General features: G+C 39.6%; 25 protein-coding genes. 13 read left to right on the top strand and 12 right to left on the bottom strand.

Features of this window, described 5'->3' with window-relative positions:
• Positions 1-19: 19 nt before the first annotated feature.
• Positions 20-2,923 (top strand): TonB-dependent receptor, encoded by a 2,904-nt coding sequence (locus GYM62_RS16475; RefSeq protein WP_144606707.1) that lies wholly within the window; start codon positions 20-22, stop codon positions 2,921-2,923.
• A 66-nt stretch (positions 2,924-2,989) separates the two neighbouring features.
• Here GYM62_RS16475 and GYM62_RS16470 read toward each other — a convergent pair whose 3' ends face one another.
• Positions 2,990-3,475 carry a cupin domain-containing protein gene (locus GYM62_RS16470; protein ID WP_219957208.1) on the bottom strand — a complete coding sequence of 162 codons (486 nt, stop codon included), beginning with the start codon at positions 3,473-3,475 and terminating at the stop codon, positions 2,990-2,992.
• Entirely contained in the window at positions 3,476-4,570 is a 1,095-nt protein-coding gene (gene wecB / locus GYM62_RS16465; protein WP_219957207.1) for a non-hydrolyzing UDP-N-acetylglucosamine 2-epimerase, read from the bottom strand. It lies immediately after the preceding gene.
• A gap of 130 nt (positions 4,571-4,700) precedes the next feature.
• Here wecB and GYM62_RS16460 point away from each other — a divergent pair, with 130 nt between their 5' ends.
• The 3 genes from GYM62_RS16460 to GYM62_RS16450 are packed head-to-tail and all read left to right on the top strand — an operon-like array spanning position 4,701 to position 7,595.
• Entirely contained in the window at positions 4,701-5,366 is a 666-nt protein-coding gene (locus tag GYM62_RS16460) for a hypothetical protein (RefSeq protein WP_219957206.1), read from the top strand.
• Position 5,367: 1 nt separating this feature from the next.
• A complete protein-coding gene (locus GYM62_RS16455; RefSeq protein ID WP_219957205.1) occupies positions 5,368-7,068 on the top strand; it encodes a capsule assembly Wzi family protein in 1,701 nt (566 codons plus the stop codon).
• Positions 7,069-7,079: 11 nt separating this feature from the next.
• Positions 7,080-7,595 (top strand): peptidylprolyl isomerase, encoded by a 516-nt coding sequence (locus tag GYM62_RS16450; RefSeq protein WP_144606717.1) that lies wholly within the window; start codon positions 7,080-7,082, stop codon positions 7,593-7,595.
• A 238-nt stretch (positions 7,596-7,833) separates the two neighbouring features.
• On the opposite strand, the gene GYM62_RS16445 is transcribed toward GYM62_RS16450, so the two are convergent.
• Together GYM62_RS16445 and rlmH are read right to left on the bottom strand one after the other, a co-directional pair.
• Complete coding sequence (locus GYM62_RS16445) at positions 7,834-8,673, bottom strand: hypothetical protein (RefSeq protein WP_219957204.1); 840 nt, start codon at positions 8,671-8,673, stop codon at positions 7,834-7,836.
• 99 nt (positions 8,674-8,772) lie between these two features.
• Complete coding sequence (rlmH, locus tag GYM62_RS16440) at positions 8,773-9,246, bottom strand: 23S rRNA (pseudouridine(1915)-N(3))-methyltransferase RlmH (protein ID WP_219957203.1); 474 nt, start codon at positions 9,244-9,246, stop codon at positions 8,773-8,775.
• Positions 9,247-9,427: 181 nt separating this feature from the next.
• Between rlmH and GYM62_RS16435 the strand changes: the two genes are divergently transcribed.
• The gene (locus GYM62_RS16435) at positions 9,428-9,928 is read left to right on the top strand and encodes a fasciclin domain-containing protein (RefSeq protein WP_219957202.1); all 501 of its coding nucleotides are present in this window, start codon (positions 9,428-9,430) and stop codon (positions 9,926-9,928) included.
• A 357-nt stretch (positions 9,929-10,285) separates the two neighbouring features.
• On the opposite strand, the gene GYM62_RS16430 is transcribed toward GYM62_RS16435, so the two are convergent.
• Positions 10,286-10,759, bottom strand: coding sequence for a YcxB family protein (locus GYM62_RS16430; RefSeq protein ID WP_091653685.1), 474 nt, complete (start codon positions 10,757-10,759; stop codon positions 10,286-10,288).
• A 151-nt stretch (positions 10,760-10,910) separates the two neighbouring features.
• Here GYM62_RS16430 and GYM62_RS16425 point away from each other — a divergent pair, with 151 nt between their 5' ends.
• Entirely contained in the window at positions 10,911-11,141 is a 231-nt protein-coding gene (locus tag GYM62_RS16425) for a hypothetical protein (protein WP_091653686.1), read from the top strand.
• Here GYM62_RS16425 and GYM62_RS16420 read toward each other — a convergent pair.
• A complete protein-coding gene (locus GYM62_RS16420; RefSeq protein ID WP_091653688.1) occupies positions 11,138-11,548 on the bottom strand; it encodes a Fur family transcriptional regulator in 411 nt (136 codons plus the stop codon). The genes GYM62_RS16425 and GYM62_RS16420 overlap by 4 nt on opposite strands.
• A gap of 92 nt (positions 11,549-11,640) precedes the next feature.
• Positions 11,641-14,172, bottom strand: a complete 2,532-nt coding sequence (locus tag GYM62_RS16415; protein ID WP_144606724.1) for a zinc-dependent metalloprotease — start codon at positions 14,170-14,172, stop codon at positions 11,641-11,643.
• Between the two features lie 111 nt (positions 14,173-14,283).
• Here GYM62_RS16415 and GYM62_RS16410 point away from each other — a divergent pair, with 111 nt between their 5' ends.
• Positions 14,284-15,390 carry an NAD(P)/FAD-dependent oxidoreductase gene (locus tag GYM62_RS16410; protein ID WP_219957201.1) on the top strand — a complete coding sequence of 369 codons (1,107 nt, stop codon included), beginning with the start codon at positions 14,284-14,286 and terminating at the stop codon, positions 15,388-15,390.
• On the opposite strand, the gene GYM62_RS16405 is transcribed toward GYM62_RS16410, so the two are convergent.
• Positions 15,387-16,283 (bottom strand): UbiA family prenyltransferase, encoded by an 897-nt coding sequence (locus GYM62_RS16405; RefSeq protein ID WP_219957200.1) that lies wholly within the window; start codon positions 16,281-16,283, stop codon positions 15,387-15,389. The genes GYM62_RS16410 and GYM62_RS16405 overlap by 4 nt on opposite strands.
• An 89-nt stretch (positions 16,284-16,372) precedes the next feature.
• On the opposite strand from GYM62_RS16405, the gene GYM62_RS16400 reads away from it, so the two are divergent.
• From GYM62_RS16400 to GYM62_RS16390, 3 genes are all read left to right on the top strand, one after another.
• A complete protein-coding gene (locus tag GYM62_RS16400) occupies positions 16,373-17,452 on the top strand; it encodes a type III polyketide synthase (protein WP_219957199.1) in 1,080 nt (359 codons plus the stop codon).
• Entirely contained in the window at positions 17,449-18,162 is a 714-nt protein-coding gene (locus GYM62_RS16395; RefSeq protein WP_219957198.1) for a methyltransferase domain-containing protein, read from the top strand. Before GYM62_RS16400 ends, GYM62_RS16395 begins: the two co-directional genes overlap by 4 nt.
• A 105-nt stretch (positions 18,163-18,267) precedes the next feature.
• Positions 18,268-19,098, top strand: a complete 831-nt coding sequence (locus GYM62_RS16390; protein WP_219957197.1) for a mechanosensitive ion channel family protein — start codon at positions 18,268-18,270, stop codon at positions 19,096-19,098.
• A 42-nt stretch (positions 19,099-19,140) separates the two neighbouring features.
• On the opposite strand, the gene GYM62_RS16385 is transcribed toward GYM62_RS16390, so the two are convergent.
• The 4 genes from GYM62_RS16385 to GYM62_RS16370 form a co-directional block, all read right to left on the bottom strand.
• Complete coding sequence (locus GYM62_RS16385; protein WP_219957196.1) at positions 19,141-19,950, bottom strand: hypothetical protein; 810 nt, start codon at positions 19,948-19,950, stop codon at positions 19,141-19,143.
• Positions 19,951-20,043: 93 nt separating this feature from the next.
• Positions 20,044-20,721 (bottom strand): nitroreductase family protein, encoded by a 678-nt coding sequence (locus tag GYM62_RS16380; RefSeq protein WP_219957195.1) that lies wholly within the window; start codon positions 20,719-20,721, stop codon positions 20,044-20,046.
• A gap of 56 nt (positions 20,722-20,777) precedes the next feature.
• Positions 20,778-21,596, bottom strand: a complete 819-nt coding sequence (locus GYM62_RS16375) for a hypothetical protein (protein WP_219957194.1) — start codon at positions 21,594-21,596, stop codon at positions 20,778-20,780.
• Between the two features lie 23 nt (positions 21,597-21,619).
• Positions 21,620-21,781 (bottom strand): hypothetical protein, encoded by a 162-nt coding sequence (locus GYM62_RS16370; RefSeq protein ID WP_175557886.1) that lies wholly within the window; start codon positions 21,779-21,781, stop codon positions 21,620-21,622.
• Between the two features lie 89 nt (positions 21,782-21,870).
• On the opposite strand from GYM62_RS16370, the gene GYM62_RS16365 reads away from it, so the two are divergent.
• The 3 genes from GYM62_RS16365 to GYM62_RS16355 all read left to right on the top strand — a co-directional run bounded on the left by GYM62_RS16365 (position 21,871) and on the right by GYM62_RS16355 (position 25,054).
• Positions 21,871-23,640: a DNA mismatch repair protein gene (locus GYM62_RS16365; RefSeq protein WP_219957193.1), complete on the top strand. Its 1,770-nt coding sequence runs from the start codon at positions 21,871-21,873 to the stop codon at positions 23,638-23,640.
• Between the two features lie 61 nt (positions 23,641-23,701).
• The gene (locus tag GYM62_RS16360) at positions 23,702-23,848 is read left to right on the top strand and encodes a lmo0937 family membrane protein (protein ID WP_144606742.1); all 147 of its coding nucleotides are present in this window, start codon (positions 23,702-23,704) and stop codon (positions 23,846-23,848) included.
• 69 nt (positions 23,849-23,917) lie between these two features.
• Positions 23,918-25,054 (top strand): 5-(carboxyamino)imidazole ribonucleotide synthase, encoded by a 1,137-nt coding sequence (locus GYM62_RS16355; protein ID WP_219957192.1) that lies wholly within the window; start codon positions 23,918-23,920, stop codon positions 25,052-25,054.

Here is a 25,054-nt window from a genome sequence, read left to right as displayed (position 1 = left end):
TTCAATTACAAATTGCTGTATGAAAAATAAATCTAAAAATCTCTTCGCCAAAAAAACGGTGATCTTGATTATCCTGGTTTTGACCCAGGTTATTGCCGGTTTTGCCTTTGCGCAAAAGGGTACCATCCGGGGGGCTATTTATGAGCAGGCTACCGGTGAACCTCTCTTCGGGGTTTCAGTGCTTGTGAAAGAAACAGGAACTGGAGCGGTAACTGATTTTGATGGAAAATTTGAAATTCAGGTTGAACCAGGATCTTACTCTCTACAGATTTCCTACATTTCTTACGCTACTATTCAGTTGACTGAAGTAGAAGTAAAGACCGGAGCTGTCAATGTATTGAATGATATCTTGATGGCAGATGAAGCTTCTGAATTGGAAACTGTGACAATTGCAGCTTCTGCAATCAGAACTACAGAATCTGCTTTGATGTCTGTGAAAAGAAATGCAGCCAATCTAATGGATGGTATTTCTGCAAGCTCTTTCCGTCAAATCGGTGATGGTGATGCAGCTTCTGCAGTAAAACGAGTTACCGGTGTTTCTATCGAAGGAGGAAAATACATTTACGTAAGAGGCCTAGGAGACAGATATACCAAGACTGTATTGAATGGTGTTGATATTCCTGGTTTGGATCCGGATAGAAACTCTATCCAAATGGATATCTTCCCAACGAATGTGATTGACAATATCATTGTTTCAAAGTCATTCACAGCAGAACTTCCAGCTGATTTTACCGGTGGAGTGGTAGATATTGAGACCAAGGATTTTCCTGAGGAGAAAAATATGCGATTGAGCCTAAGTGGTGGCTTGACTCCTTCCATGCACTTTAATTCCAGTTACCTGAAGTATGACGGTGGTCAGACAGATTGGCTAGGTTTCGACGATGGTACAAGAGCTATCCCTACAGATGGTAGAACTAACATTCCACAATATGGACAGGCGGTAGGTAACCCTAACGGAGCAAGAGGGATGGAATATCAGGAGATTTTGGGAAGCTTCAACAGAACGTTAGGAGGATATAGAACTAACAGCTTGATGGATTTGGGTGTTAGCTTTTCTCTAGGAAATCAAGTTGCAAGAACCAAAGCAACTTGGGGTTATAACTTTGCTCTGACTTACAAAAATGAAACAGAGTTTTACCAGGATGCCGAATTCAACCTTTTTGCAAAACCAAGACAGGCTAATGACACTGAGCTAGAACCTCTGGAAAGACAAAGAGGTGACTACGGTGTAAACAATGTTTTGTTGGGAGGACTTGCAGGGATTGCTTTGAAAACTGATAATTCCAAGTACAAATTGAATATCATGCACCTTCAAAATGGTGAATCCAAAGCTGGTGAATTTGATTTCGTCAATACTAACCTTGGAGCAAACTTTGAAGCGAAGCAGTATAACTTGGAGTATAGCCAAAGAGGACTTACCAGTGTTTTATTGGGAGGTACACATTTCTTTAATGCCAGAGATTGGGAAGTAAACTGGAAATTGGCACCGACCAGATCTACTATTGAAGATCCGGACATCAGATTTACAAGATTCAGAGTTCCTACCAATACCATTTCTACTGAAGTAGGTTTACCTGCAAGAATCTGGAGAAATTTGGAAGAATACAGTGTAGTGGGTAAAGTAGATATAGCTAAATCCCTTTCTTTATTCCAAAGAGAATCAAAAGTAAAGTTTGGATCTAATTATGTGTTCAAATACCGTGACTTCAATATCCAAAGCTTCCAATTTGCAACTGGTGACACTGAATTCGTAGGAGATCCAAACGAAATTCTAAGAGATGAGAACTTATTCTCTGGGACAAACAGAAATGGAGTAAGATACAATGCGGATTTTATTCCAATCAACCCTAATGAGTATCAATCTATCGCTACCAATGTAGCGGGTTATGCTTCTGTTGAAGCGAAACCAGCAGATAAATTAAAGGCAATTGTTGGCTTGAGAGTAGAGAAATTCAATCAGTACTATACAGGTACTAACCAAACCGGAACCATCAACTTTGATTTGGTGACTATGTTGGATGATATTGATTTCTTCCCGACAGTGAACTTGATCTACAACTTGAAAGACAATCAGAATCTAAGACTTTCTGCTTCCAGAACTATCGCAAGACCATCTTTCAAAGAATTGTCTTATGCTGAGATTCTAGATCCGATTACCGGTAGAACTTTCATCGGTGGCTTGTACCCTGAGACTACCAATGGTGGTACAGAGGTGCTTTGGGATGGAAACTTGGTTTCAACAAGAATCAACAACTTTGATATCAGATGGGAAGCATTCCAAGAAAGAGGTCAAATGCTTTCTGTCAGTGCCTTCTACAAAACTTTCGACAGACCTATCGAAATGGTGCAGTTTCTTGCTGACCCGGGTACTTTCCAACCAAGAAACGTAGGAAACGGTACAGTAGCAGGATTGGAATTTGAATTCAGAAAGTCTTTGGCTTTTATCACACCTGCTTTGGAGAAATTCAACTGGAATACAAACGTAACTGTAACCGAGTCCCGGATCAAAATGTCAGAATCTGAATTCAGATCCAGATCATTGACTGCCAGAGAAGGAGAAGTAGTGGAAGACACAAGAGATATGGCTGGACAGGCTCCTTACATTATCAATACAGGTTTGGCATACCAAGATTATAACAAAGGCTGGGAAGCTGGTGTATTCTACAATGTGCAGGGTTCTACTTTGAACTATGTGGGTTTTGGAAACAGAACAGACACTTACACAGTACCTTTCCATAGCTTAAACTTGAATATCAATAAGTCATTTGGAGCTGATGAGAGAATCCAGGCTGGATTTGGAGTTCAGAATATCCTAAATGATAAAAGAGAAATGGTGTTTAGATCTTTCGCAGCGCAAGATCAGATCTTTACTAGCCTTGCTCCAGGCTTGAGAATGAACTTTAAAGTAGCATTTTCTTTCTAAGGATTAATTACCACAATGAAAAAGGCTTCCGAAGAGATTTGGAAGCCTTTGTTTTTTGCATCGTAGCTAAGTTAATCGATGTATTATTTCTTTTTCTTCCGGATAAAGTGCCAAAAGGCTTTCTGTGGAAAACAGCTCAAAGTCTTCAAAATCAAAACCCGGTGATACTACGCAGGATACCAGCGCATAAGAACCCAGCGAATCAACACTGCTTCCAAAGATTGTTTTAGCCTGAACCAACCGCTGTGGTTGACAACTTTCTTCATTCGCTGGACCTAATGACATGATTTGATGTCCTTCTTCCGAAAGTGTATGAACAGAAAGTGGGCTGCCCTCATGCCAAAACCATATCTCATCACTTTGAATTCGATGGAAGCGTGAGATATTTTCTGAGGTCAATAGAAAATAAATAGCTGTACTTAAATTCCTTTTTCCCTGTTGGGTTTCTATGATTTCAGGAGATCTATAAATTTCCCTGTAAAAACCACCTTCAGGGTGCGTTTGCATCTGAAGACTTTTCACTAAGAATTCTACTCTTTCCTGAGTATTCATTTATTGATAGGTTTCCATCAAAATTGAGACAATTCTATCCGCTGTTTTTCCGTCCCACATTGGAATTCCCTGGTATTGCTTCCAATCCCCATTCATGATTTTTTCCAGGTATGGTCGAAGTTTGGCAGGGTCTGTACCTACCAATTCGTTGGTGCCCAAATAAATGGTTTCTGGTCTTTCAGTATTATCTCTTAAGGTTACACAAGGCACATTCATGATAGATGCCTCCTCGGTAATACCTCCTGAATCGGTAATGACACCTTTTGCATTTTTTACCAAATAATTGAATTCCAAATAACCCAAAGGCTCACACATGTGAAGATTAGGAGCGTCAATGCCTATGGCTTGAAGGTTTTTGGCTGTTCTTGGGTGAACAGGGAATATGATTGGTAAGCCTTGAGTTCCTTCCAAAATAGCATCAATCATCGCCTTTAGCTTTTGCTCCTGATCCACATTGGCAGGTCTGTGCATGGTCATTACGAAGTATTTTCCCTTTTCCAGCCCATCAAAAATAGCTCCTTCGGGCTTTTGGAATCTAGGCATCTGGGCCATTAGCGTATCTATCATGGTATTTCCCACAAAGTGAATTTTACTTTCAGGGAAGCCGCTTTTCCTAAGATTCTCATTAGCTATTTCTGAGGTGGTAAAAAAGTGGTCAGTGATAGAATCTGTGACCATCCTATTGATTTCTTCGGGCATACTTAAATCGCCTGAGCGAATTCCGCCCTCTACATGAGCTACATCAATACAAAGTTTTTTAGCTGCAATAGAGCAGGCCAAGGTGCTGGTGACATCTCCCACGACAATTACCAAATCAGTGGGGTTTTCCATCAATTCTTTTTCAAAAGCCACCATGATAGAGGCTGTTTGCTCTGCCTGAGTTCCGCCTCCGCCTCCCAGATTCGCATGGGGCTCAGGAATGTTTAATTGCTCAAAAAAGTCTCCGGACATTTTTTTATCATAGTGTTGTCCTGTGTGAACCAATCGAAAATTGATGTTTTTCCCATTCTCTTGCTGTTTCAGGATAGCATGAATGATGGGAGCAATTTTCATAAAATTAGGCCGTGCACCTGCGACAATAGTAAAAGTTGGCATAGTATAACTTTGGTTTGGGGCAAAAATAAGAAATGATGACTCAGTTCTATGATATTTAGGCACTTTTCCAGTCTTCTAATTGGCTGCTTTTTTGTTTCTTTGTAGCTAGAGTTTTATCAGATTCGGACATATGAATATTTGGACCTGGAAGCGGGGTAGAAATTTGCTTTCTTTTTTAATACTAACTTTTGCCATCAGCGCCTGCACAGATACCTTGGAATCATCGGTAGTGGTTTATGATAATGATTTTTCCACGCTGGATTTAAAAGGCTTTGAAAACGGAAGGCTGTTTATTTTCCAAAATGATACGATTGCAGGGCATTACCACAATGAGGAAGTATCTGTAAAATTGGACAATCTTCCATCACACAATATGTTGAAAATTACCACAGAAGTCTTGATTCATGACAGCTGGGATGGCAATGCGGATGATGGTTTGTCCGGGCCAGATTACTGGTTCTTCGGGATAGATGATGAGGAAATATTCAGAACGACATTTTCTAATTCACCCTGTGAATCTACGTTTTGTCTTTACCAGTCATTTCCGAATTCATATTTTCGGCAGAATGTACCCAAATCTGGTAGTACTAGAACCAATATGCCTGGATTATGCATATTTGGTGCTTTCCCTAATTACACCAGTAGATATACTGTTTCCAAAATCATCAGACATCAAAGTTCAGATGTGAAGATTTTTTGGAATTCTGAATTACGCCAAGAGAATAGTCCGGACCCTAAATGTGATGAGTCTTGGTCCTTGGCAAAAATTACCGTTGAAGCATTGATCGTTAATTAATATGGGGTACAAAAACACATTCAAACAGTCATTGATTTTGGTATTTTTTGCGATTAGCTTTTATCCAGCTTTTTCGCAAACCATCCCACTTGGTACTCCCTTATTAGATGAGTATTTGAGAAGAGCTCAATTGCTGGGAAAAGTTGATTCTACCTCCAGTTGGATGATACGTCCATTATATCCTACTGAAGCTTTCGGAGTTAAGGACGGATTTGATTTGGACAGTTCGATAGTAGATTTTGATCAAAGTCGAACTCATAAAAGATTTGGTCCGGAAGAAAAAGGTAAGTTTTTACTGCTTCCTGCTTCTTACCGAATGCAGTATAACTCTACTTATGCATTTGGAACCAATGATGGAGCTTTTATACCAAATAGAGGCTTACAGCATTTACTCAGCATTGGAACCTATTTAGAATATGAGGGACTTTCTTTGCAGTTTCAACCCGAGCTTTTGCTCGCGCAAAACAAAGATTACATAGGTTTCCCGATCGAGCATCAAGCCACCATCCTATTTTATTATGAATACATGAATAGGATAGATATGCCTGAGCGATTTGGGACTGGTTCTTACAATAAATTCTTTTTGGGACAGTCCAGCTTGAGGTATAATTACAAAGAATATTCTATTGGGGTTTCTACAGAAAATTTATGGTGGGGTCCCGGTCGAAGAAACTCCCTTCTTTTGGGAAATAATGCTCCGGGTTTTCTCCATTTTACTCTTAATACCAGAAAGCCTGTTCAATCCAAAATCGGTTCTTTTGAAGGGCAACTGATTTCCGGGTTTTTGAAATCCACGGATTTCTCACCTCCTCATCCTGATTATTCTATCCAACAAAATCCAGTTCTCATTCCAAAAAGAGAAAATGGAGACCGCTACCTGGGAGGCTTAGTTTTGACTTATCAGCCTAAATGGGTTCCTGGTTTATTCTTAGGATATGGCTCTGTGAACCATATGTACAGAGAAGATATGACAAGCTTTGCAGATGGCTTGCCTGTTTTCAATGGTCGAAAGGGGCCTGAAAATGTAGAAGATCCTATCCGCGACAAGAGGCAACAATTTAGCTCAGGATTTTTCAGATGGTTGAGTGCCGAAGGTCATTTTGAATTTTATGGAGAATACGGGACTCGAGGGAATAGCTTTCGAACGGGGGATTTTATGATCACACCTGAAAAAGGCAGGGCATTTACTTTTGGGTTTTCCCACTTGATGCCTTTGAAAAAGCAAGGAAGGTATTTCCAGATTAGTTCTGAAATGACTCAAACCGGTCAGACTATTCGGGAAGAAATCAGACAACTTCGCACTTGGTACATCCATGATTACGTGCGACATGGATATACTCATCAGGGGCAGGTTTTAGGAGTAGGAAATGGTCCGGGAAGTAATCAGATTTTTGTGGAATTCGCATGGGTGGATCAAATGAACCGAATCGGATTTCAGATGGAGCGAATTGTCTACAATAATGATTTCTACTATTACCGATACGAAGCTTCTAAGGATTTTAGAAATAAATATGTGGATTTAGTGCCTTCCTTAGTGGCAGACTGGAGATTTGGAAATATTCTGGTCAGTGGGAAATTTCAATATGTAAATACCCTCAATTACAAATGGTTCCTCGAAAACCAGCCGGATCAATATTTTGTCCCTGGTTTTGACAGAAAGAATTCCGTAGCACATTTGGGAGTTGCCTATTTATTCAAATAATCAAATTAATAATGATAGCTGAAAAAGATAAAGTGGTTTCGATCGCTTACACCTTAAAGGTAGACGACGGAGAGTCCGGTCAGGAGTTATTTGAAGAGGTAGGAGAAGCTCAAGCATTTCCGTTTTTGTTTGGACATCAAAATGTACTTCCCAAATTGGAGGAAGTGCTTTCAGGGAAAAAAGCAGGGGATACCTTCTCAGTTTTCATTGACTTTGAAAATGGCTATGGAGATTATGATGAAAATAAAAAAGTCATTATCCCGAAGGCGAATTTCAAAGAAGACGGAAAAAAGAATAAGGATATTCTGAAAGTCGGTAGAGTAATTCCCATGCAAGATGATAAGGGAAATCAAATGCGCGGAGAAATCATCAAGGTCGACTATAGAGGAGTTCATATGGATTTTAATCCACCTCTGGCAGGATATGATTTATACTTTGAAGGAAAGATTGTTGCAATTCGTGAGGCTGAAAAAGAAGAAATAGAACATGGCCATGTTCATGGCCCAGGAGGCCATCATCACGATTAAATGATCAATGCCCTGTCTCAAGATAGGGCATTTGTCGTATTGTATAGATTTAATTTGCTCTATAAATTTGATTTTATAACCCACAATCGAAATGGATACAGTCAAAGTTTGGGTAGCAAGAATAGCCTTAATCTTGTTTATTTTGATGTTTTTGATGTGATTTTTAGAAGACTGGAATGATTCGGGGTGATCGGTAACAGTCAACAAGGTCTCTTTTCGGGGGGAAAGAGGCCATTTTTTATTTTCTTAAGTCTATGCCCAGATTTTTGTAGGCCTGATCAATGGCAAGATTTTTTAATCCTTCAATTCTTTCTGACTCGTAAAGTTTATAAGCCTTTTCCAATTGAACTGCCGCCACTCGATAGGATTGCTCATTGAAATGCAAAATAGCATCATTGTAATATTGCAAACCTGCCAATTGGGTCAAGTTGATTTTTCTAAAAATGGTTTTTTCACTTTCAGATTGATTGGGACTACCGATTCTTTGTCTCAGATCCAAATAGCTGGATGCCTCTTCCGGAGCATAGGCTTTTAGATAATTCTTTACTTCTCCTGGATTAGTTATCATGCCGCCAATTCTCAAAGTGCTTTCCAAAATGATTGGATTCTGATCCACATTGACAATTAAAAATACATGGTAATCGGTCTCTACGATTTCGAAGTCAAATCCATATTTATTCAAAATCATTCCAAGTGTCGCAGTACCACTCACGCAGTCGAACTTGCCTTCGGATAGCATTTGATTGAAAGTAGCGTGCTGCTCGTAAGTTTTGAATAAATTCTGATGACTCTTTTCAAATAGGGTGCGGATGAACTTAAGGCTCTTTCCCTTTTTCTCAAATTTCTTGTCTAATGTTGAAATATGCTCTTCCCATTTCTGAGCATGCATTTCATTTTCGGCATGTACCGCTCTAAAAAGTGCCAAATAATCTGATTCGCTTAGACTTTTTTCCCAAAGAGATTTCTCGATTTCAGTTTCAAAAGGAAGGTCATTCGGTAACACAGAGCTCTCCTGGGACCACGCAGTAAGCATGCTCAGCAAGAAAAAGAGACTGGTTAGGAATGATTTGATCTTCATTTTGTAATGTCAATGTTACCAAATATATCATAAAGTTAACAATTTGGTAACATTGGAAAAAATATTTGGAAAAACTTAACATACTTTTTTTTAGATAAATCATTGATGGTGATAAGGTTCTCCTCTTAAAATAGTCATGGCTCGGTAAATTTGCTCCGCAATGAATGGCCGGATCATCTGATGGGAAAAGGTCATTTTGGAAAGAGATATTTTTCCATTGGCCCTTTGATATACCACATCCGAAAAGCCATAGGGGCCGCCGATTACAAAAATCAACTGCTTGATTCCAGCATTCATTTTTTTCTGCAAAAAGTCTGAAAATCCAATAGAATCGAAGCTTTTTCCATTTTCATCCAATAATATTAACTCATCGGATAAATTGATTTTCTTTAGAATTAACTCTCCCTCTTTTTCTTTTTGGGCAGATTGGGACAGAGACTTGGTGTTTTTGAGATCAGGAATAATCTCCCATTCAAACCTGAGATAATGTCCTATTCGCTGGGAATAGATTTCTGTTAATTCCTGAATAGCAGGATGATCTGTCTTTCCTATGGCAATAATTTTGATCAGCATAGTCAAAGATGCAAATTTCTTCAGGTTTTACTTTTTAGATTTTCGACTAATTTTTTACCACTCATTGGACTTTGTTACCGTCCTAAACTCCTCAGGGCCATTTAAAATTTCTTAACAAAGTCCTCACAAACAATCCTTTAGCGGGGAGGTTTTCTATTCCTAAACCAAAACTTTAACTATCATGAAAAAAATTGGAAGTATTTTAATTCTGGCCATGTTTTTTGTTGCCTCAGCTTTTGCCCCAAGAACTCAAAATGTGCATGAGGTAGAGGCAGATATTGTTGACTTGGCGGTAAGTACAGATTTTCTTTCTACGCTTGTTGCAGCTGTGAAAGCGGGTGACCTAGTAGATGTATTGAAAGGTGACGGACCTTTTACTGTATTCGCACCAACCAATGATGCTTTTGCTGCATTGCCAGCTGGTACTGTAGAGAATTTATTGAAGCCTGAAAACAAAGACAAACTGGTAGCAGTATTGACCTACCATGTCGTACCAGGTAAAATCATGTCGTCAGACTTGAAAAATGGTCAGAAGGCTACTACGGTGCAGGGTAGTGCTGTGACTGTAACTTTGAAAGACGGAAAAGCTATGATCAATGATGCAACTGTTACCGCTGCTGATATCGAAGCAGATAATGGTGTGGTGCACGTGATCGATAAAGTGATCTTGCCTCCGATGTAAGATCTAAGCTCGAAGAAAAACGAATGCCTGTCGAAAGACAGGCATTTTTTTATTTTTAAAGATCCTTTTTTAAGCCAGCTGGTATGTTCAGATTACCATTAGCTTGGGGGATAAGATCAAAATTTGTAAGCTTTACTCTTCGATCTTCCAATCAGTCAAGCCAGAAAAGTATGGCAACTTGTGAAATTGAAGAGAATCAAATTTTTATTTTTTGGATATCCGCTTTCTTACCAGTATTTACAAAAATATGGCTTGTTGTCTGCTGAAAGGATCAGAATCCGGAAGCTACCGTCTTCGGTCATCCAGCCTGTCAAGCAAGGAAAATAAGGCAACTGGTATGATTGCGGAAAATCAGATTTATTTTATCAGTTCTTTTCTCTTCAGAATAGTCTCCATGAATTTTTTCTCATTCTCCGAATTGAAAATTTTATATGGAAGGTGAATAAACTGGGCTTTGGACATGTAAAGGATAAACGCGTCCTTTCCCATCTCAGCCCTTTTGATCATATTCCACTGTACAGGCATTCCCTGGCGGGCATTGATTTTCATCAGAATTTGTCTGGAGTCAATTTCATAAGCCATCTTTTCAAAGATCACTTTGTTTTGTTCCATTTGAGTTACTCCGGTAAACTGAATCGCCCAAAACAGCACATATAATCCATAAGCTATCAAGGCTCCTATAATCCACCAGATAGATGCAATCCAGAAATATCCGCAACAAATTGCCAAGGCTATCAAAATCACCCACCATTGCTCTTTCAAAACACTGGTAAGGCCCATCTTAATATATGTTCCGGTTGGTAATTGGTATTTTTTAGTTTTAACAATCATCACTTTTCGATTTTCAGACCGCAAATATCCAAGTATCCTAGGGATAAAACAAGCCGAATAAAATGATAGATACTTTAGAAATTAAGAAACAATTCGCCTAAGTCATTGATTTAAAAAGTGTATTGATTTATCTTAAGTAAAATTTTTCTTTATGAGCAGTTTGGTTATCAACCTATTCTTAGCGGGTTTTGCCTATGTCATTGTGATTTACTTTGTAGCCACCATGACAAAAAATTCGCTGAAAAAGGGAAAAAGTAATGGTGATGATGGAGATGGTGGGATTGAAAATCAAAGCCCGCCTAAAATTGATTTGCCTCCTGGAGTCATTTGGCCCACTAGCCCAAAAAGCCCGAAAAAGTCTCCTGAACCAGTAGATGTTTAATGGCATTTTTCACAAACCCCCTGTACCAATAAGCTCATTTCTTTTTTCTTAAAGCCTTTAGGAAGTTTGATGTCAGGTAGACTGATGCTGTCCAAGCAGGTTGTTTCACCACAGATTTCGCATTTGAAATGCACATGCTCATGATCGTGCTCATGCTCATCTTCATGAGAGCATAATGCATATTTAGTGGCTCCGCTATCATCCAAGACTTTATGAATGATATCCTTTTCCAAAAAAGTGTTGAGGCTTCTGTAAATAGTTACCCGGTCAAATTGATTCTCCAGTTTATTTTCCAGGTCACTATGCGCCAAGGCTACCTGTCTATCCAAAAACTCCTGAATAATATCCAAGCGGCAGTCAGTGATGCGTAGCTTATGTCTTTTTAATATGGAAAGCGGTGTCAACATGCGTTCAATTATTCTGCAAATTAAGGAATTTGAACTTTTACAAAAAAAGGCGCCCAGAATTGGACGCCTTTCTTGATATAACTGGAATCCAATTATTTTGGATCCAAAATTTGAGCTATTCTTTCTGCCAAATCCTCCAAGTGTAACTTAGACATGGTATCAGAAGTTCGCGGAATAGCTGATCTGATTTGTCTTTGAAGGGTTTTCAGCTCTCCTCTCGCCATCGGTCTGATATCAGACTGAGAAGCGTTGATTTGAGGCCCTACAAATCTTCTGAATGCTGCAGGCACATTGGGCTCATCACCTGTCAATAAGAGCTCCAATCTTTCGATATGCGCTCTCTGAAGCGCTCTTCTGTGCACATCTATGCTTCTTCCTGCTGGCAGTTCGGTCCAAATGCCTTTTCTTAAATCATCGAATAATTCCGTGATTTTATAAGCATCGTTTCCGTTTAGAGCTTCGTTTTCGATGACTCTACCCAATCGGCCCCAATCCAGGATTCCGTTTAGAGTACCTACTTGTAAGCCTCTGATTCTTTCCAAAGCTCCAAAGTCGCCTGTTCTCGCGATGATTTCTTCTTCCATCATCCAAGTTGGAGTTTGGAATAAATTCTCATTCAAGAAGGCTACAGCTGATTTCTGAAGGTTTTTAGGGTTGTGTGAATACACTGGCTCGCCTTGTCCGGTCGCTTTATAAACTTCCATTACTCCGCCCACATGGGTTCTTACGTGTCCCATATATCTATTGAACTGACCTAAAACCTGTCCGTACATTTCTTCCAAATCTGAGAAGTTTTTGTAAGGCTTGTCCTCTTCAGCGGTCCACTCCATTAGATTAGGCATAATTCTCTTTAGGTTCTTAATTCCATACTCAGAAGCTTTCATGGAATTGTCTCCCAAGTCTTCACTTTGGGTGGTCGGATCATAAGAATTTCCCTGACGTCCATATCTGTATACAGGATCACCTTTTTTCGCCAGAATCCACTGATCTAGAGTTGGCAGCTCCTCTTCTGGAGTTTTTGCATCTGGAATAGGTCTATAGCCCCAAGCGATAGCATATTTATCATAAGGTCCTACATCTGGCATTAAACTTACGCCCTCGTCTTCAGGCTGAGCGATATAATTAAATCTCGCATAGTCCATAATAGATGGAGCTGTTCCCATTTCTGCAGTGAACTTTGGATCACGTAGTTTTTCCACAGGATAAGCATGAGAAGAGGCGAAGTTGTGTGGCAAACCAAGGGTGTGACCCACTTCGTGCGCTGATACAAATCGGATCAATCGTCCCATTACTTCATCTTTGAACTTCACACTTCTAGCTTCTGGATTGATAGCAGCTGTTTGGATGAAGTACCAGTTTCTCAAAAGGTTCATCACATTGTGATACCAGCCGATATCTGATTCGATGATTTCTCCGGATCTTGGGTCAGATACGTGAGGTCCGTAGGCATTTTGAATGTCAGATGCAAAGTAGCGGATTACCGAGTAACGAGCATCTTCCGGGCTCCAGGTAGGATCTTCCTCAGGAGAAGGAGCTTCTTTTGCTATAATGGCATTTTTGAAACCTGCCGCTTCAAAAGCTTTTTGCCAATCTTCCACACCTTGCTTTAGATAAGGAACCCATTTGGTAGGAGTAGCAGGATCGATATAATAAACGATAGGTTTTTTAGGCTCTACCAATTCTCCACGCTTGAATTTCTCCATGTCTTCCTCTTTCACTTCCAGTCTCCAACGATCTAGGAATCTACGTGATTCGGCTTTTTGTGCATCTGCACCATAATCCACATAGGACCTACCGAACCAACCCACTCTCTGGTCAGCAAGACGCTGCATCATTGGCTCCTTTGGAAGTAAAACCATAGAGGAGTTCATTTCCAAAGTGATCAATCCTGTTGAGCTGTTTGATGGTGGCTCAGCAGCCGCGTAAGTCAAAACATAGCGGGCTTCAATATTGATAGGGTAGGTATTGATATGAACGATGTATGAACGATCTCCATCCAGTCGCTGCACTCTGTACTGTGTTCTTCTGTTTCTCTGAAGACCAAGTGCCTGCACATCTTTTGCAAACAAATCAGTAGCCTCAATCACAGTTCCTGTAGAATCTGTTGCTTTGGATTTGACATCAAATCTTTGAAGTATAGGCTCCAAGTTGGAGTTTTGAACAGCCTTTGCGATAGGCAAAGAATCAGCAGCATAATTATCTACCGAAACTACTTTCAAAAGGACTGCATCCTTTTCTTTCTCCCATCGAAGCATCAAGGTGTTGGTTCTTTCTCCTCCATATCCAATTCCGTCAGCAGTTTTTGCAATGGTGGTCACCATCAACATATCTCTGCCAAACAAGGAATCAGGAATTTCATAGAAATATTTATCGTCTATTTCATGAACTTTGAATAATCCGGTTTTGGATTTTGCATCTTTAGTGATGACATCCTTGTAGGGTTTTGGACCTTTGTTATTTCCGCCATTTTGGGGTCTAGCTGGCGGAGTAGTGGCTGCTGGGGTGTTTTTGGAATCTTTCTTTTTCTTTTTCTGAGCAAAAGCATCCTCAGAATAGAACATGACACCAAGCAACCCAATCAGCAATGTAAATCTCCTCAGAAATTTGGGTAGCGTGTTTTTCATAAGTATTAGTTTTATTTTCGATTTAAATAACCTTCAAAAAGAGCTAAGTGTAAACTCTGAAACTTAATTTTTGATGGACGGTTTATTCATGGAGTTAAAGGCAGAACATTGTTGATTAAGAAAAGGGTAATCGTAGTAGGTGGAGGGCTGGCTGGTTTGATAGCTGCCTGTCAATTGGCCAAAAATGGACACTTGGTCCAACTGTTTGAAAAAAAGCAATATCCTTTTCACAGGGTTTGTGGGGAATATGTGTCCAATGAGGTTTTAGATTTTTTAAAAAGAGAAAATCTATTCCCTGAGACAGCACATTTCCCATCCATTTCCAAATTTGAATTTTCAGATACAAAGGGGAATACTGTTTCTATGGATTTGGATCTGGGGGGCTTTGGAATCAGTAGGTTTTTATTGGATGATTTTTTAGCCAACAAGGCAATACAGCTGGGCGTGGAATTATTACAAAATAAGCCAGTCGAAAATATCAATTTTAACTCTGATGTATTCGAAGTAATTACTCAGGATCAAAGTAGTTATGAAGCTGACTTCGTCATAGCTGCCCATGGTAAAAGATCTAAACTCGATAAAGTTCTGAATCGGCCTTTTATTGAAAAACGTAGTCCCTACATTGGGGTCAAATACCATATCCGAACTGATGCCTCCAAAGAAACTGTTGCTCTTCATAATTTTAAAGCAGGCTATTGTGGACTGAATGCCATTGAGGAAGAAAAATTTAATCTATGTTATTTAGGATCCCGTGATGAGCTGAGAAAATACGGTTCTATTCCAGAGATGGAGGCTCAAACTTTGTTTAAGAATCCCAAATTGAAAGAGATTTTCAATTCAAGTGATTTTTTGTTCGAAAAGCCAGAGGTGATCAATGAGATCAATTTTGAATTTAAAAGACCGGTAGAAAATCATGTGCTGATGGCAGGTGATGCAGCGGGTTTGATTACTCCCCTTTGTGGAAATGGAATGGCCATGGCGATTCATTCAGGAAAACTGGCAGCAGAGGCCATTCATCGATTTGATTACAGAGAGGAAGTAGAGAAAAATTACCAAAGAAATTGGAATATGAATTTTAGCCGAAGGCTGAGAGTTGGAAGGGTCGTTCAACGTTTGTTTGGTTCGGAATCAGCTTCCTCTTTTGCCAGATTTTTATTGTCAGATTTTCCTGCCATCGGTAAAGTGATCATGAAAAACACTCATGGTACACCTATCTAATAGGCCAAAACCTGCAAAATTTGAGTGTTTTCTAGAAAATAATAAAAGAAGAAGGCATTCAGAATCAAAGCTGAAACACTGTTCATCCCCATGGTCCAAGAGTAGTTGGCGTACTTTTCAGGATTGATTCTGACGAAATTAAACCAAAGAAGAAAGTAAAGAATGATTGGAGCCATGGCTCCCAAATACACCCAAAAGTAGTACTCCTGATTTCTATCCAGAAAGAACCAAACAAATCCAGCCCCTGTAAGAGCGAAAATCAGCGCTGAAAACCCAAATGTACCTTTGATCCCCAAATATCTACTCAAAGTCATATCTCCTCTTCTGGCATCTTCTCTATGCTGATAAACTTGTGTCAAAGGGTAGTTACCCCATAGCATCAGGGAAGTTAATAGGCCTGGAATCATGACATGGGGCTTGAGGAAGATATTCCAACCAAAATCACTCAAGCCTGCATAAGCCATTGCAAAAGTGAAGTAACCCTGGAAAAGCCCGGCAATCAACCAGCTCAGCCAAGGATATTTTTTAAGCCGTATGGATGGGTGGCTATATGCCATACTGACTAATCCGTAGACTAAAAGCATGCTGCTGAAGGCGAAGCTGATTTTGAATGCCAAAATCAAAGCTATAGCAAAAAAAACAAGGGATAACCAATAAAGATCTGGGGTTACTTTAGGAGGATTTTTGATTCCCCCAATGCTTTCCTCATCCTTGTCATAGTAACTATTATACCCATTGCTGGATGGGTAAAGAAATAAATGTAAGGATAAAAAAACCCACAGCATTCGCTCTCCATTGAGATTTGGGGTTAATGCCAAGGCAAAAAAGTAAACTGGAAGCAGGAATAAAGAAAATGGAATCCTGAGGTGCTTTAAACTGGAACGAGTGATCATATCGTAAACTTAGGCTAAATAACCTTTAGAATAGTGTGTGGTTTACTTGCTAATCATCTAATTTAGAAATATTCAGTTAACTTGATCTTATGAGCACTTTTATTAACAGTATAGGATTGGCAAATCCCGGTAATCCCATTCTTCAAGAAAATATTGCCGGATTTATGAAAATTGCTCACGGATTAGATGAGAGAGAAGGGCGGAAGCTTTCATTTTTATACAGAAAATCAGGAATCAATACCCGGTTTAGCGTTTTGACTGATTTTGAAAAAGCTAACCATGAAGACTTTGAATTCTTTCCTAAAAGCAAAAATCTGGAGCCCTTTCCCAGCACCAAATCAAGAATGGGTGTTTTTACCCAAGAGGCTCCTAGACTTTGCGAGGAAGCTGTTCTGAATTGTATCTCTGGGTCTCATATTTCCAAAGATCAAATCACCCATTTGATTCTGGTTTCCTGTACGGGAATGGTTGCGCCGGGAGTAGAATTGGAATTAATGAAAAGGTTGGACTTGGAAGACACTGTGGAACGTTATTGTGTTCACTTCATGGGTTGTTATGCTGCCTTTACAGGATTGAAGTTAGCTGATAAAATTATCCGCTCGGATTCTCAGGCTAAGGTATTGGTGGTTACGGTTGAGCTGTGCACCCTTCATTTCCAAAAGGACTATTTAGAAGATAATATTTTGGCCAATTCCCTTTTTGGAGATGGGGCGGCAGCGGCATTGGTTTCGTCCAGTCCCTCAGGTTTGGCGATCAAATCCTACCTAAGTAGAGTGCTGAGAGAAGGCGAGCAGGATATGGCTTGGGGAATAGGTGATTTTGGTTTTGAAATGAAGTTGACCAAATATATTCCAAGCCTTTTGGACGGGGGTATCCAGCAACTCAAAGCAATGTTTGAGGATAAGTTCAATCTGTCCAAGATCAAAAATTTTGCAATTCATCCTGGAGGAATGCAGATTTTGGCTAAAGTTCAGGAAGCATTCGGATTGGGAAAAGAAGTGAATTTTCACGCCATGGAAGTATTGAAGCAATTTGGCAATATGTCTTCCGCGACGATTTTATTTGTATTGTCGAGAATGATGAAGGATGTGGAGATTGAAGGAGATATTCTCTCTATGGGTTTTGGCCCCGGCTTGACATTGGAAACTCTTTTATTGGAAAAGGCATGAGTCGGTTCTCACAACGTTGCGAAGACAAAGAGTTGATGGATGATTTGGATTGCTCCGGTGAAGAACTTGAGCAAACATTAAAGGAGCTGAAAATAATTAATAAGCTATTGGGAGGTAATTATGTGACTACCAATGGACTTAGAAAGCTGATTGGAAAATCAACTGATAAAACTTTTTCAGTGGCAGATATAGGCTGTGGAGGTGGAGATATGATCCGAGTCATGGATGATTGGGCAATTTCCCGTGGCCTTAAGATAAAATTTACCGGAATTGATGCGAATCGGAACATTATAGACCTCGCGAAGGTTAGGTTAGCAGATAAGCCGGAGATTGACTGGACAATTCAGAATGTTTTTGACCCGGCTTTTTTAAATCATCGGGTAGATATCATTACCTGTACGCTCTTTACACATCATTTTACTTCCCAAGAATTGGTTGATTTACTTTCTGCTTTTAGAAAGAAAGCCAAGGTGGGAATTATCATTAACGATTTGCATCGCCATCCACTTGCGTATTATAGTATCAAGTGGTTGACACGGATTTTCAGCAGGTCTAAAATGGTTCAAAACGATGCGCCGCTTTCTGTGCTGAGGAGTTTTTCGAGAGAGGATTGGGAGAATATTTTGAAAGCGTCAGGATTCAAATCCTGGAAAATAAAGTGGTACTGGGCCTTCCGATGGCAAATCCTGATTTCATGTGTCTATAATTGATTTTCAAAGGCCACATGGAGTCTCGCATGCTTGATAGTCATTCCGATGTGTGACGGCTACTTCATGCTCGATTTCATTTGTTTAATTTAAACTAAATCATTTTCAATGGAAATTACACCAGAAACCTTATCAAAAATTACCGAACAGGGCATAGAACTAGCCTATACCATTGTTCCCAAAATAATTTATGCGATCATTTTTTATGTCGTAGGTCGCTTCATAGTCAACAAGCTTGTTAAGGGTTTTAAAAGAGTCCTAGAAAAGAGGGATGACAACCCCTCGTTGAATAATTTTTTAGTAGGAGTTGTCAAAGTAATTTTAAATGTGACCCTCTTTATTGGGGTTGCCACCACCATTGGAGTTGAGTTTGCCTCCTTTGTAGCAATTTTGGGTGCTGCAGGTTTGGCGATTGGTCTGGCACTGCAAGGATCCTTATCCAATTTTGCAGGTGGAGTTTTGATTTTATTATTCAAGCCCTTTCAAGTAAATGATGTAATAGTTGCTCAGGGTCATACAGGCGTGGTGAGAAAAATTGATATTCTTTATACTCACATGACGACTTTTGACAATAAGGAGATTATTATTCCAAATGGTAGTCTGGCGAACAACGATATTGTCAACATGAATACTCAGGAAAATAGAAGGGCCGATTTAACAGTCGGAGTAGCCTATGGAACTGATATCAAAAAAGCGAGGCAGATTATTTTGGATGTATTTGATAAGGACGAGCGAGCATTGAAAGATCCAGCTCCAGTGGTCTATCTGACTAATTTCGGAGATAGTTCTCTTGATCTATCAGTTCGAGTATGGGCTAAGACAGCAGATGTATGGCCTTTGTATTGGGATGGTATGGAAGCTATTAATGATGCATTTGAGAAAAATGATATTGAAATTCCGTTCCCTCAGAGAGTGGTACACAAAGCAGAAATCAGCTAATCAAAAAAGGCGATCATTTGATCGCCTTTTTTTGCTTAATTATTAATCCCTAGAAAGGTTAATGGTTTTACTTCGGTCACCTCTAGATAAGGTGATCTCCCTATCACATGTCCCGTCTCCAAAATTGATAGTAAGTAATGCTTTACCTTCAAGTTTTCTTGCCAGGATGCCACTGCTAGGGATTCTGATGCCACTGGCCACGCATCTTTGAAAAAAGACCAAAGGCTGGAGAATTTCTGATTTGAACTCTTTTCCTTCTCGGTTTTTACCTATTGTAGTACCAGTAAGTTCCCATCTCATTCCATCAGAGGATGCACTTGGTAAATAGACTTTCTTCTGGTGTCTGGATGCAAAAGTTCTGAAGCTTCCATCAGGCCAAATCATTTTACCTGCTTCTACAACCATGTTAAAGGTAAAGCTCTTGGAGTTTTCGTCGAAACCAAGGTTTTTTACAACTCTAATTCCTTCAATTTTCCTTTCATTCACATAGTAATTATCGAAAGTTGTGGTGATTACGGTTCCTGGTGCCCAATATCTTCCGGTATATTTTACAATGATTTTACCTTTTCGAATGACACCCCTTGGACTGCTACATCCTTCACCAAAGTCAATGATCATAGTTTTTTCTCCTGGCGACCAAGTGATTATAGCCCGGTCACAAAGGTCTTCTTCTAAAGCAACCATGTTTCTATCCCCAAAATCATTTCTTTGAAAGCCTGTTAGGACCACCTCATCAATATCCTCCAAGGAGTTAGTGAACTCTGTCTCCTGTGATGCTTCTACACTGTCTTGTTCTTGAACAAGTACAGAATCTTCATTTTCTTGGCATCCCCCTAAAAATAAAAATGCCATCAAGAAAGCCAGTAGATTTGTTGTTTGCCTGTATTTCATCGCTTTGTGGTTAATGTTTGTTACATGCTTTAGATGCAAAAACAGTATTCAGGTTTAATATCTGATCAAAATTTCTTCTAATTGCTTTCTTTCAATGTCTGGCACAAAGGTTTCTTTGGCGGGATAGCCAACTGGCAAAAGGAGAAAGGGTTTTTCATGTTTGGGCCTTTGGAGGATATCTGAAAGGAAATTCATAGGACTGGGGGTATGAGTAACAGTTACAAGCCCTGCCTGATGAATTGCGGCAATCAAAAAACCACAGGCTATCCCTACAGATTCATTTACATAATAATGCTGAATCTTTTCTCCATTCAGCATTCCATAAGACTGTTTGAAAACGACTATCAAATAGGGAGCGATTTCTAAAAAGGGCTTTTCCCAGTCCGTACCCAATGGAGCGAGGTCATTCTTCCAGGACTCAGGCATTCTGCTTGTATAGCTTATTTTTTCCTCCTCCTCTGCCGCAATTCTGATTTGCTTTTTCATTTCCGGATCAGAAATCAAACAAAATGTCCAGGGCTGTTTATGAGCTCCCGATGGTGCTGTTCCTGCTGTCTGGATGATATTTTCCATCACGTCCAAAGGGATATTTCTAGAATCAAACTCCCGTACTGTCCTCCTTTGATTCATAAATTCAAAGTATTTTTTTGCAGCAGTCTGACTCTCTTGGTCAGAATACTTGGGCCTCCTGTAGGAAACGTGCAGGTGACCATTGATCAGTTTTTTTTCCATGGCAATAAAAAACGGCTACCTGAGAAAGATAGCCGTTTGAATTGATTCTTTGAAGTTTAATCAAATGTAATTTCTTTTGAACCACCCGGATAAGTGAGTATGACTGTTTTATCGCAGGCCCCTGTTCCATAGTCAATTCTAACCTCAGCTCCTCCCGATACAAACCCCAATACTCCGCTACTAGGGATTAACACTCCTGAATCCACGCAGTCTTGAGTAACTGTAAGAGGGGAGATGGTGGAAGAATTAAAATTGGCTCCGGCTCTTCCCTTGCCATTGGCAGTTCCTGTAATTTCAATCTGATATCCCTGACTTCCCAAACTGACTTGTCTTACTTGTTCCGAATTAAAGCTCACAAAGGTATTATCCGGCCAAGTGACTTTTCCATTGTTGACCTCTACGGTCAAATTCACTTTGCTATTAATTAGGTCTATGCCCGTGTTGGTGATTTTTCGCCTTCCCTCTACTTTCAGACCTTCCACTTCATAGCCATCGAAAGTAGTGGTGACAGAGGCTCCCGGAAAGAGAAAATTACCTGTGTAATCCAGGATTACCTTTCCTTTTCTGGTGATGCCTGAAGAACTGGTGCATCCCTGACCAAAATCAACAATAATCTTTTTAGTATCTCTATTGACGTTGATATCCACACCGGCGCAGATTGATTCATTTTGGCTAGCCATTATTCTAGCACCAAGACCACTGGATTCCAAAACCGTCAAGGTGTAGTTGTCCATGTCTTCATAAACTCTATTGACAGCGATTTCATCATTAACTGCAGATAAATCTGGCTCAGGAAACACCGAGTTGGAGTCTGAGCAACTCTGCAAGCCTAGGTATAAAAGACCTACCAGAGCCATATTTAATAGTTTTTTCATAGATTTTAATTAATGGTTAAAAATCACTTAGGCTTTGATTTGTTAGCACCTTTGGAGGAATTACTTGCGCACCCAATATTTTTGGTGAAAGATACATCTTCCGGAAAAATTCCTTGATTGGCGAGTGAACCCATATCAAACTCCTCTGATTCCTCATTTGGATTCTTTTTTTTCTTGCTTTTCATGACGTGTTTAAAGTTAGGACAAGTATTGGCTCTGTCAAAGTGAAGGGATTTCTTTCTTACTGTAATTAGTCAATGACCTATATTTGGGGATGAAGTATTTTGATTTTAAAAACGCTGACTTAGAGGATAAAATTTCCAAACTCAGGAAAAAAACCGCCTCTCTGTCTTTTTTGAGGCTGCTGACATTCCTGGGATTAATAGGCTTTTTTGTTTTGATGATAGCAGAATCCATGATTTGGGGATTGGTATGGATTGGTTTTATTATCCTGTTTATTCACTTGATCAAGTCCTATAATTTTTGGAAAGACCAAGAAGCCATATACAAGGCTTTGGATCAAATCAATCAAAATGAGACTTTGAGGCAGGAAAGAAAATTGGAAAGCTTAGACCCAGGTATAGAATATTTGGATAAAAAACACCCTTTCTGCAATGATTTGGATCTTTTTGGAAGTCATTCAGTTTTTCAGCTGCTCAACCATACTGTGAGCCCTGAGGCTAAAAATCAGCTTGCGAATTTATTGAAATCACCGATTGCCATTGAGGAATCTGAACAAAACCGGAAAGCTATAGATGAGCTAGCAGAATCTCCAGATTTTCTAAAAGCCTTTGAAGCAGTTGGGAAGGCCTTTTTCAATTCAGATGTCAAGCATCATCAATGGGAGGATTGGTTAAAATCCGAGGATAAAAGAGTTCCATGGTCACTTTTTGTAGGATGTTTGGGCCTTTTAGGAGGGATCATCTTAGGGGTATTGGTCTACATCAGCTTAGTTCCTTCAGCTTTTTTGGGAGTTTGGGTACTGATTGGGATGGCATTATTGGGATTTGTCTTTAAACCCTTGCAACTGGCAGCGGAAAAAATCCCTTCTCAGTCAACTTTAAAGACCTTCAAAAACTGGTTAGTTCTTTTGGAGAATCAGCGATTTGAATCATCGGCCCTGCTAAGGGATTTGGAAGTTTTTCAAGACAAAAATCATAGAGCATCCGAAGTTCTCAAAGAGCTGGATAGCCTTGGACTTTGGGTTCAAAACAGGATCAATATCTTATATATCCCAATCAATCTATTCTTTTGGACTGACCTTTTGCTCTATTACAAGATGGTCAAATGGAAAGCTCGGTTTGGAAAATTAGTTAGCAAATATCCTCATATTTTATCCAAATGGGAGGTTTGGGTTTCTTTAGCATCATTCCGGTCTGAATTGGAAGCTGATGGAGAAGTTTTCATAAAAAATGGATTAGAATTGGAAACAACTGCTCTTTATCACCCGCTTTTGCCTAAGGGGAAAGCCGTGGCTAATGATTTTTCGATTTCGGAAAAGCAAAAGCTCAGCCTTTTAACAGGGTCAAATATGTCCGGGAAAACTACCTTCATGCGGACTTTGGGAGTGAATATTGTTTTGGTAAACATAGGATTGAGGCCTTTTGCAGAAAAGATGGAATTGGGCCAATTTCAGCTTTATACCAGTATGAGAAATACCGATAGTTTGGGTGAAAGCGTGAGTTCCTTTTATGCGGAACTTAACAGGATCAAAACTCTAATCGATTTGATTGAATCTGGAGTACCTGTTTTCTTTCTTTTGGATGAAATTCTGAAAGGCACCAATACCGAGGATAGAATAGCTGGAAGTGAGGCATTGATACGGCAATTAAAAGATAGTAAGGCTTTGGGTATCATAAGTACCCATGATATAGAATTGGCTGCGCTTGAAGATCAGATTCCTTATGTAAAAAACTATAGTTTTCATTCAGAAATACATAATCGGAGTATTGACTTTGATTACAAATTGAAAAAAGGACCATGCACAAGTTTTAATGCCCATAAACTGATGGAGTTGATGGGCATTAAGTTCCATAAAAGGTGAGGTGGATATTGTTTGATTTTGTATATTGAATAACATTTTGTTTCACTTAAATTTTACTACTATGAATTCGCTTTTGTATTTAGTGGCGGTTATTTTAGTTATTGGTTGGATCTTGGGTTTTTTCGTGTATAGTGTAGGAGGTTTGATCCATATTTTGCTGGTATTGGCACTGATATCAATCATTTTAAGATTGATTCGGGGAAGATAAGTACCAGTTAAAATCAGCGATATCAACAATCTGAAGGATTATCCTTCAGATTGTTTTATTTTTGGCCTAATGAAAAGCGCAAAATCATCCATTCTCGGTGTGTTGGGTGGTGGGCAGCTGGGACGCATGCTCATTCAGTCAGCCATCAATTACAATCAGGACATTCATATTTTGGACCCGGATCCTCAAGCTCCCTGCAAGGACTTGGCTCAAAAATTCACTTGTGGATCTCTCAAAGATTTTGATACGGTTTATGCCTTTGGGCAAGATTGTGATGTAATTACAGTAGAGATTGAAAGTGTTAATACGGACGCTTTAGCCAAATTAGAATCTGAAGGAAAGCAGGTTTTTCCGCAGCCTCATATTTTGAAACTGATTCAGGATAAAAGAGAGCAAAAGCAGTTCTATCAAAAAAATGGAATTCCAACAGCTGAGTTTATCTTGACAGAAAACAAAGCTGAAGTTATAAAAAATAAAGGCTTTTTACCGGCTGTTAATAAACTGGGAAAAGAAGGCTATGATGGAAGAGGGGTTCAGATATTAAGGAGTGAATCTGATTTGGATCAAGCTTTTGATGCACCGGGTCTTTTGGAGAAACTCATTGATTTTGACAAAGAGATTGCGGTGACTGTTGCTAGGAATAAAAATGGAGACTTGATTGCCTATCCTGCGGTCGAATGTGCTTTCCACCCTACGGCAAATTTGGTAGAATTTCTTTTTGCGCCAGCTGAGATAGCAGATTCAGTAGAAAAGAAGGCTCAGGGAATAGCAAAAGAAGTCATTCTCAAGCTGGATATGGTAGGGATTTTGGCAGTGGAAATGTTTGTGACAAAGTCTGGGGATGTGTTGGTCAATGAAATTGCACCTAGGCCACATAATAGTGGCCACCATACCATAGAAGCCAATTTTACTTCTCAATTCGAGCAGCATTTACGTTCTGTGATGAATTGGCCTTTGGGTAATCCAGACTTAAGATGTCCTGCTGCCATGATTAATCTTTTGGGGGAGGATGGATTCACAGGCGAGGCAATTGTAGAAGGTCAAGAAGATGCCTTGGCTGAAAAAGGAGTTTACATCCATCTTTATGGTAAAAAACTAACCAAGCCTTTCCGAAAAATGGGGCATGTAACGTTATTGGATGAGGATATAGAGCAATTAAAAGTAAGAGCACAACGAATTAAAGATTTGATTAAAATAAAAGCATAA

It is taken from the genome of Algoriphagus sp. NBT04N3 (genome assembly GCF_019443765.1).
In the GTDB taxonomy this organism is placed as follows: Bacteria; Bacteroidota; Bacteroidia; order Cytophagales; family Cyclobacteriaceae; genus Algoriphagus; species Algoriphagus ornithinivorans.
The sequence above is the reverse complement of the archived record's forward strand: the minus strand, read 5'-3'. Positions and strand labels throughout refer to the sequence as shown.

Excerpts from the sequence above, each read along its gene's own strand:
- GYM62_RS16475 (WP_144606707.1), top strand. The coding sequence starts at position 20 with ATGAAAAATAAATCTAAAAATCTCTTCGCCAAAAAAACGGTGATCTTG.
- GYM62_RS16470 (WP_219957208.1), bottom strand. The coding sequence starts at position 3,475 with ATGAATACTCAGGAAAGAGTAGAATTCTTAGTGAAAAGTCTTCAGATG.
- wecB (WP_219957207.1), bottom strand. The coding sequence starts at position 4,570 with ATGCCAACTTTTACTATTGTCGCAGGTGCACGGCCTAATTTTATGAAA.
- GYM62_RS16460 (WP_219957206.1), top strand. The coding sequence starts at position 4,701 with ATGAATATTTGGACCTGGAAGCGGGGTAGAAATTTGCTTTCTTTTTTA.
- GYM62_RS16455 (WP_219957205.1), top strand. The coding sequence starts at position 5,368 with ATGGGGTACAAAAACACATTCAAACAGTCATTGATTTTGGTATTTTTT.
- GYM62_RS16450 (WP_144606717.1), top strand. The coding sequence starts at position 7,080 with ATGATAGCTGAAAAAGATAAAGTGGTTTCGATCGCTTACACCTTAAAG.
- GYM62_RS16445 (WP_219957204.1), bottom strand. The coding sequence starts at position 8,673 with ATGAAGATCAAATCATTCCTAACCAGTCTCTTTTTCTTGCTGAGCATG.
- rlmH (WP_219957203.1), bottom strand. The coding sequence starts at position 9,246 with ATGCTGATCAAAATTATTGCCATAGGAAAGACAGATCATCCTGCTATT.
- GYM62_RS16435 (WP_219957202.1), top strand. The coding sequence starts at position 9,428 with ATGAAAAAAATTGGAAGTATTTTAATTCTGGCCATGTTTTTTGTTGCC.
- GYM62_RS16430 (WP_091653685.1), bottom strand. The coding sequence starts at position 10,759 with ATGATTGTTAAAACTAAAAAATACCAATTACCAACCGGAACATATATT.
- GYM62_RS16425 (WP_091653686.1), top strand. The coding sequence starts at position 10,911 with ATGAGCAGTTTGGTTATCAACCTATTCTTAGCGGGTTTTGCCTATGTC.
- GYM62_RS16420 (WP_091653688.1), bottom strand. The coding sequence starts at position 11,548 with ATGTTGACACCGCTTTCCATATTAAAAAGACATAAGCTACGCATCACT.
- GYM62_RS16415 (WP_144606724.1), bottom strand. The coding sequence starts at position 14,172 with ATGAAAAACACGCTACCCAAATTTCTGAGGAGATTTACATTGCTGATT.
- GYM62_RS16405 (WP_219957200.1), bottom strand. The coding sequence starts at position 16,283 with ATGATCACTCGTTCCAGTTTAAAGCACCTCAGGATTCCATTTTCTTTA.
- GYM62_RS16400 (WP_219957199.1), top strand. The coding sequence starts at position 16,373 with ATGAGCACTTTTATTAACAGTATAGGATTGGCAAATCCCGGTAATCCC.
- GYM62_RS16395 (WP_219957198.1), top strand. The coding sequence starts at position 17,449 with ATGAGTCGGTTCTCACAACGTTGCGAAGACAAAGAGTTGATGGATGAT.
- GYM62_RS16390 (WP_219957197.1), top strand. The coding sequence starts at position 18,268 with ATGGAAATTACACCAGAAACCTTATCAAAAATTACCGAACAGGGCATA.
- GYM62_RS16385 (WP_219957196.1), bottom strand. The coding sequence starts at position 19,950 with ATGGCATTTTTATTTTTAGGGGGATGCCAAGAAAATGAAGATTCTGTA.
- GYM62_RS16380 (WP_219957195.1), bottom strand. The coding sequence starts at position 20,721 with ATGGAAAAAAAACTGATCAATGGTCACCTGCACGTTTCCTACAGGAGG.
- GYM62_RS16375 (WP_219957194.1), bottom strand. The coding sequence starts at position 21,596 with ATGAAAAAACTATTAAATATGGCTCTGGTAGGTCTTTTATACCTAGGC.
- GYM62_RS16370 (WP_175557886.1), bottom strand. The coding sequence starts at position 21,781 with ATGAAAAGCAAGAAAAAAAAGAATCCAAATGAGGAATCAGAGGAGTTT.
- GYM62_RS16365 (WP_219957193.1), top strand. The coding sequence starts at position 21,871 with ATGAAGTATTTTGATTTTAAAAACGCTGACTTAGAGGATAAAATTTCC.
- GYM62_RS16360 (WP_144606742.1), top strand. The coding sequence starts at position 23,702 with ATGAATTCGCTTTTGTATTTAGTGGCGGTTATTTTAGTTATTGGTTGG.
- GYM62_RS16355 (WP_219957192.1), top strand. The coding sequence starts at position 23,918 with ATGAAAAGCGCAAAATCATCCATTCTCGGTGTGTTGGGTGGTGGGCAG.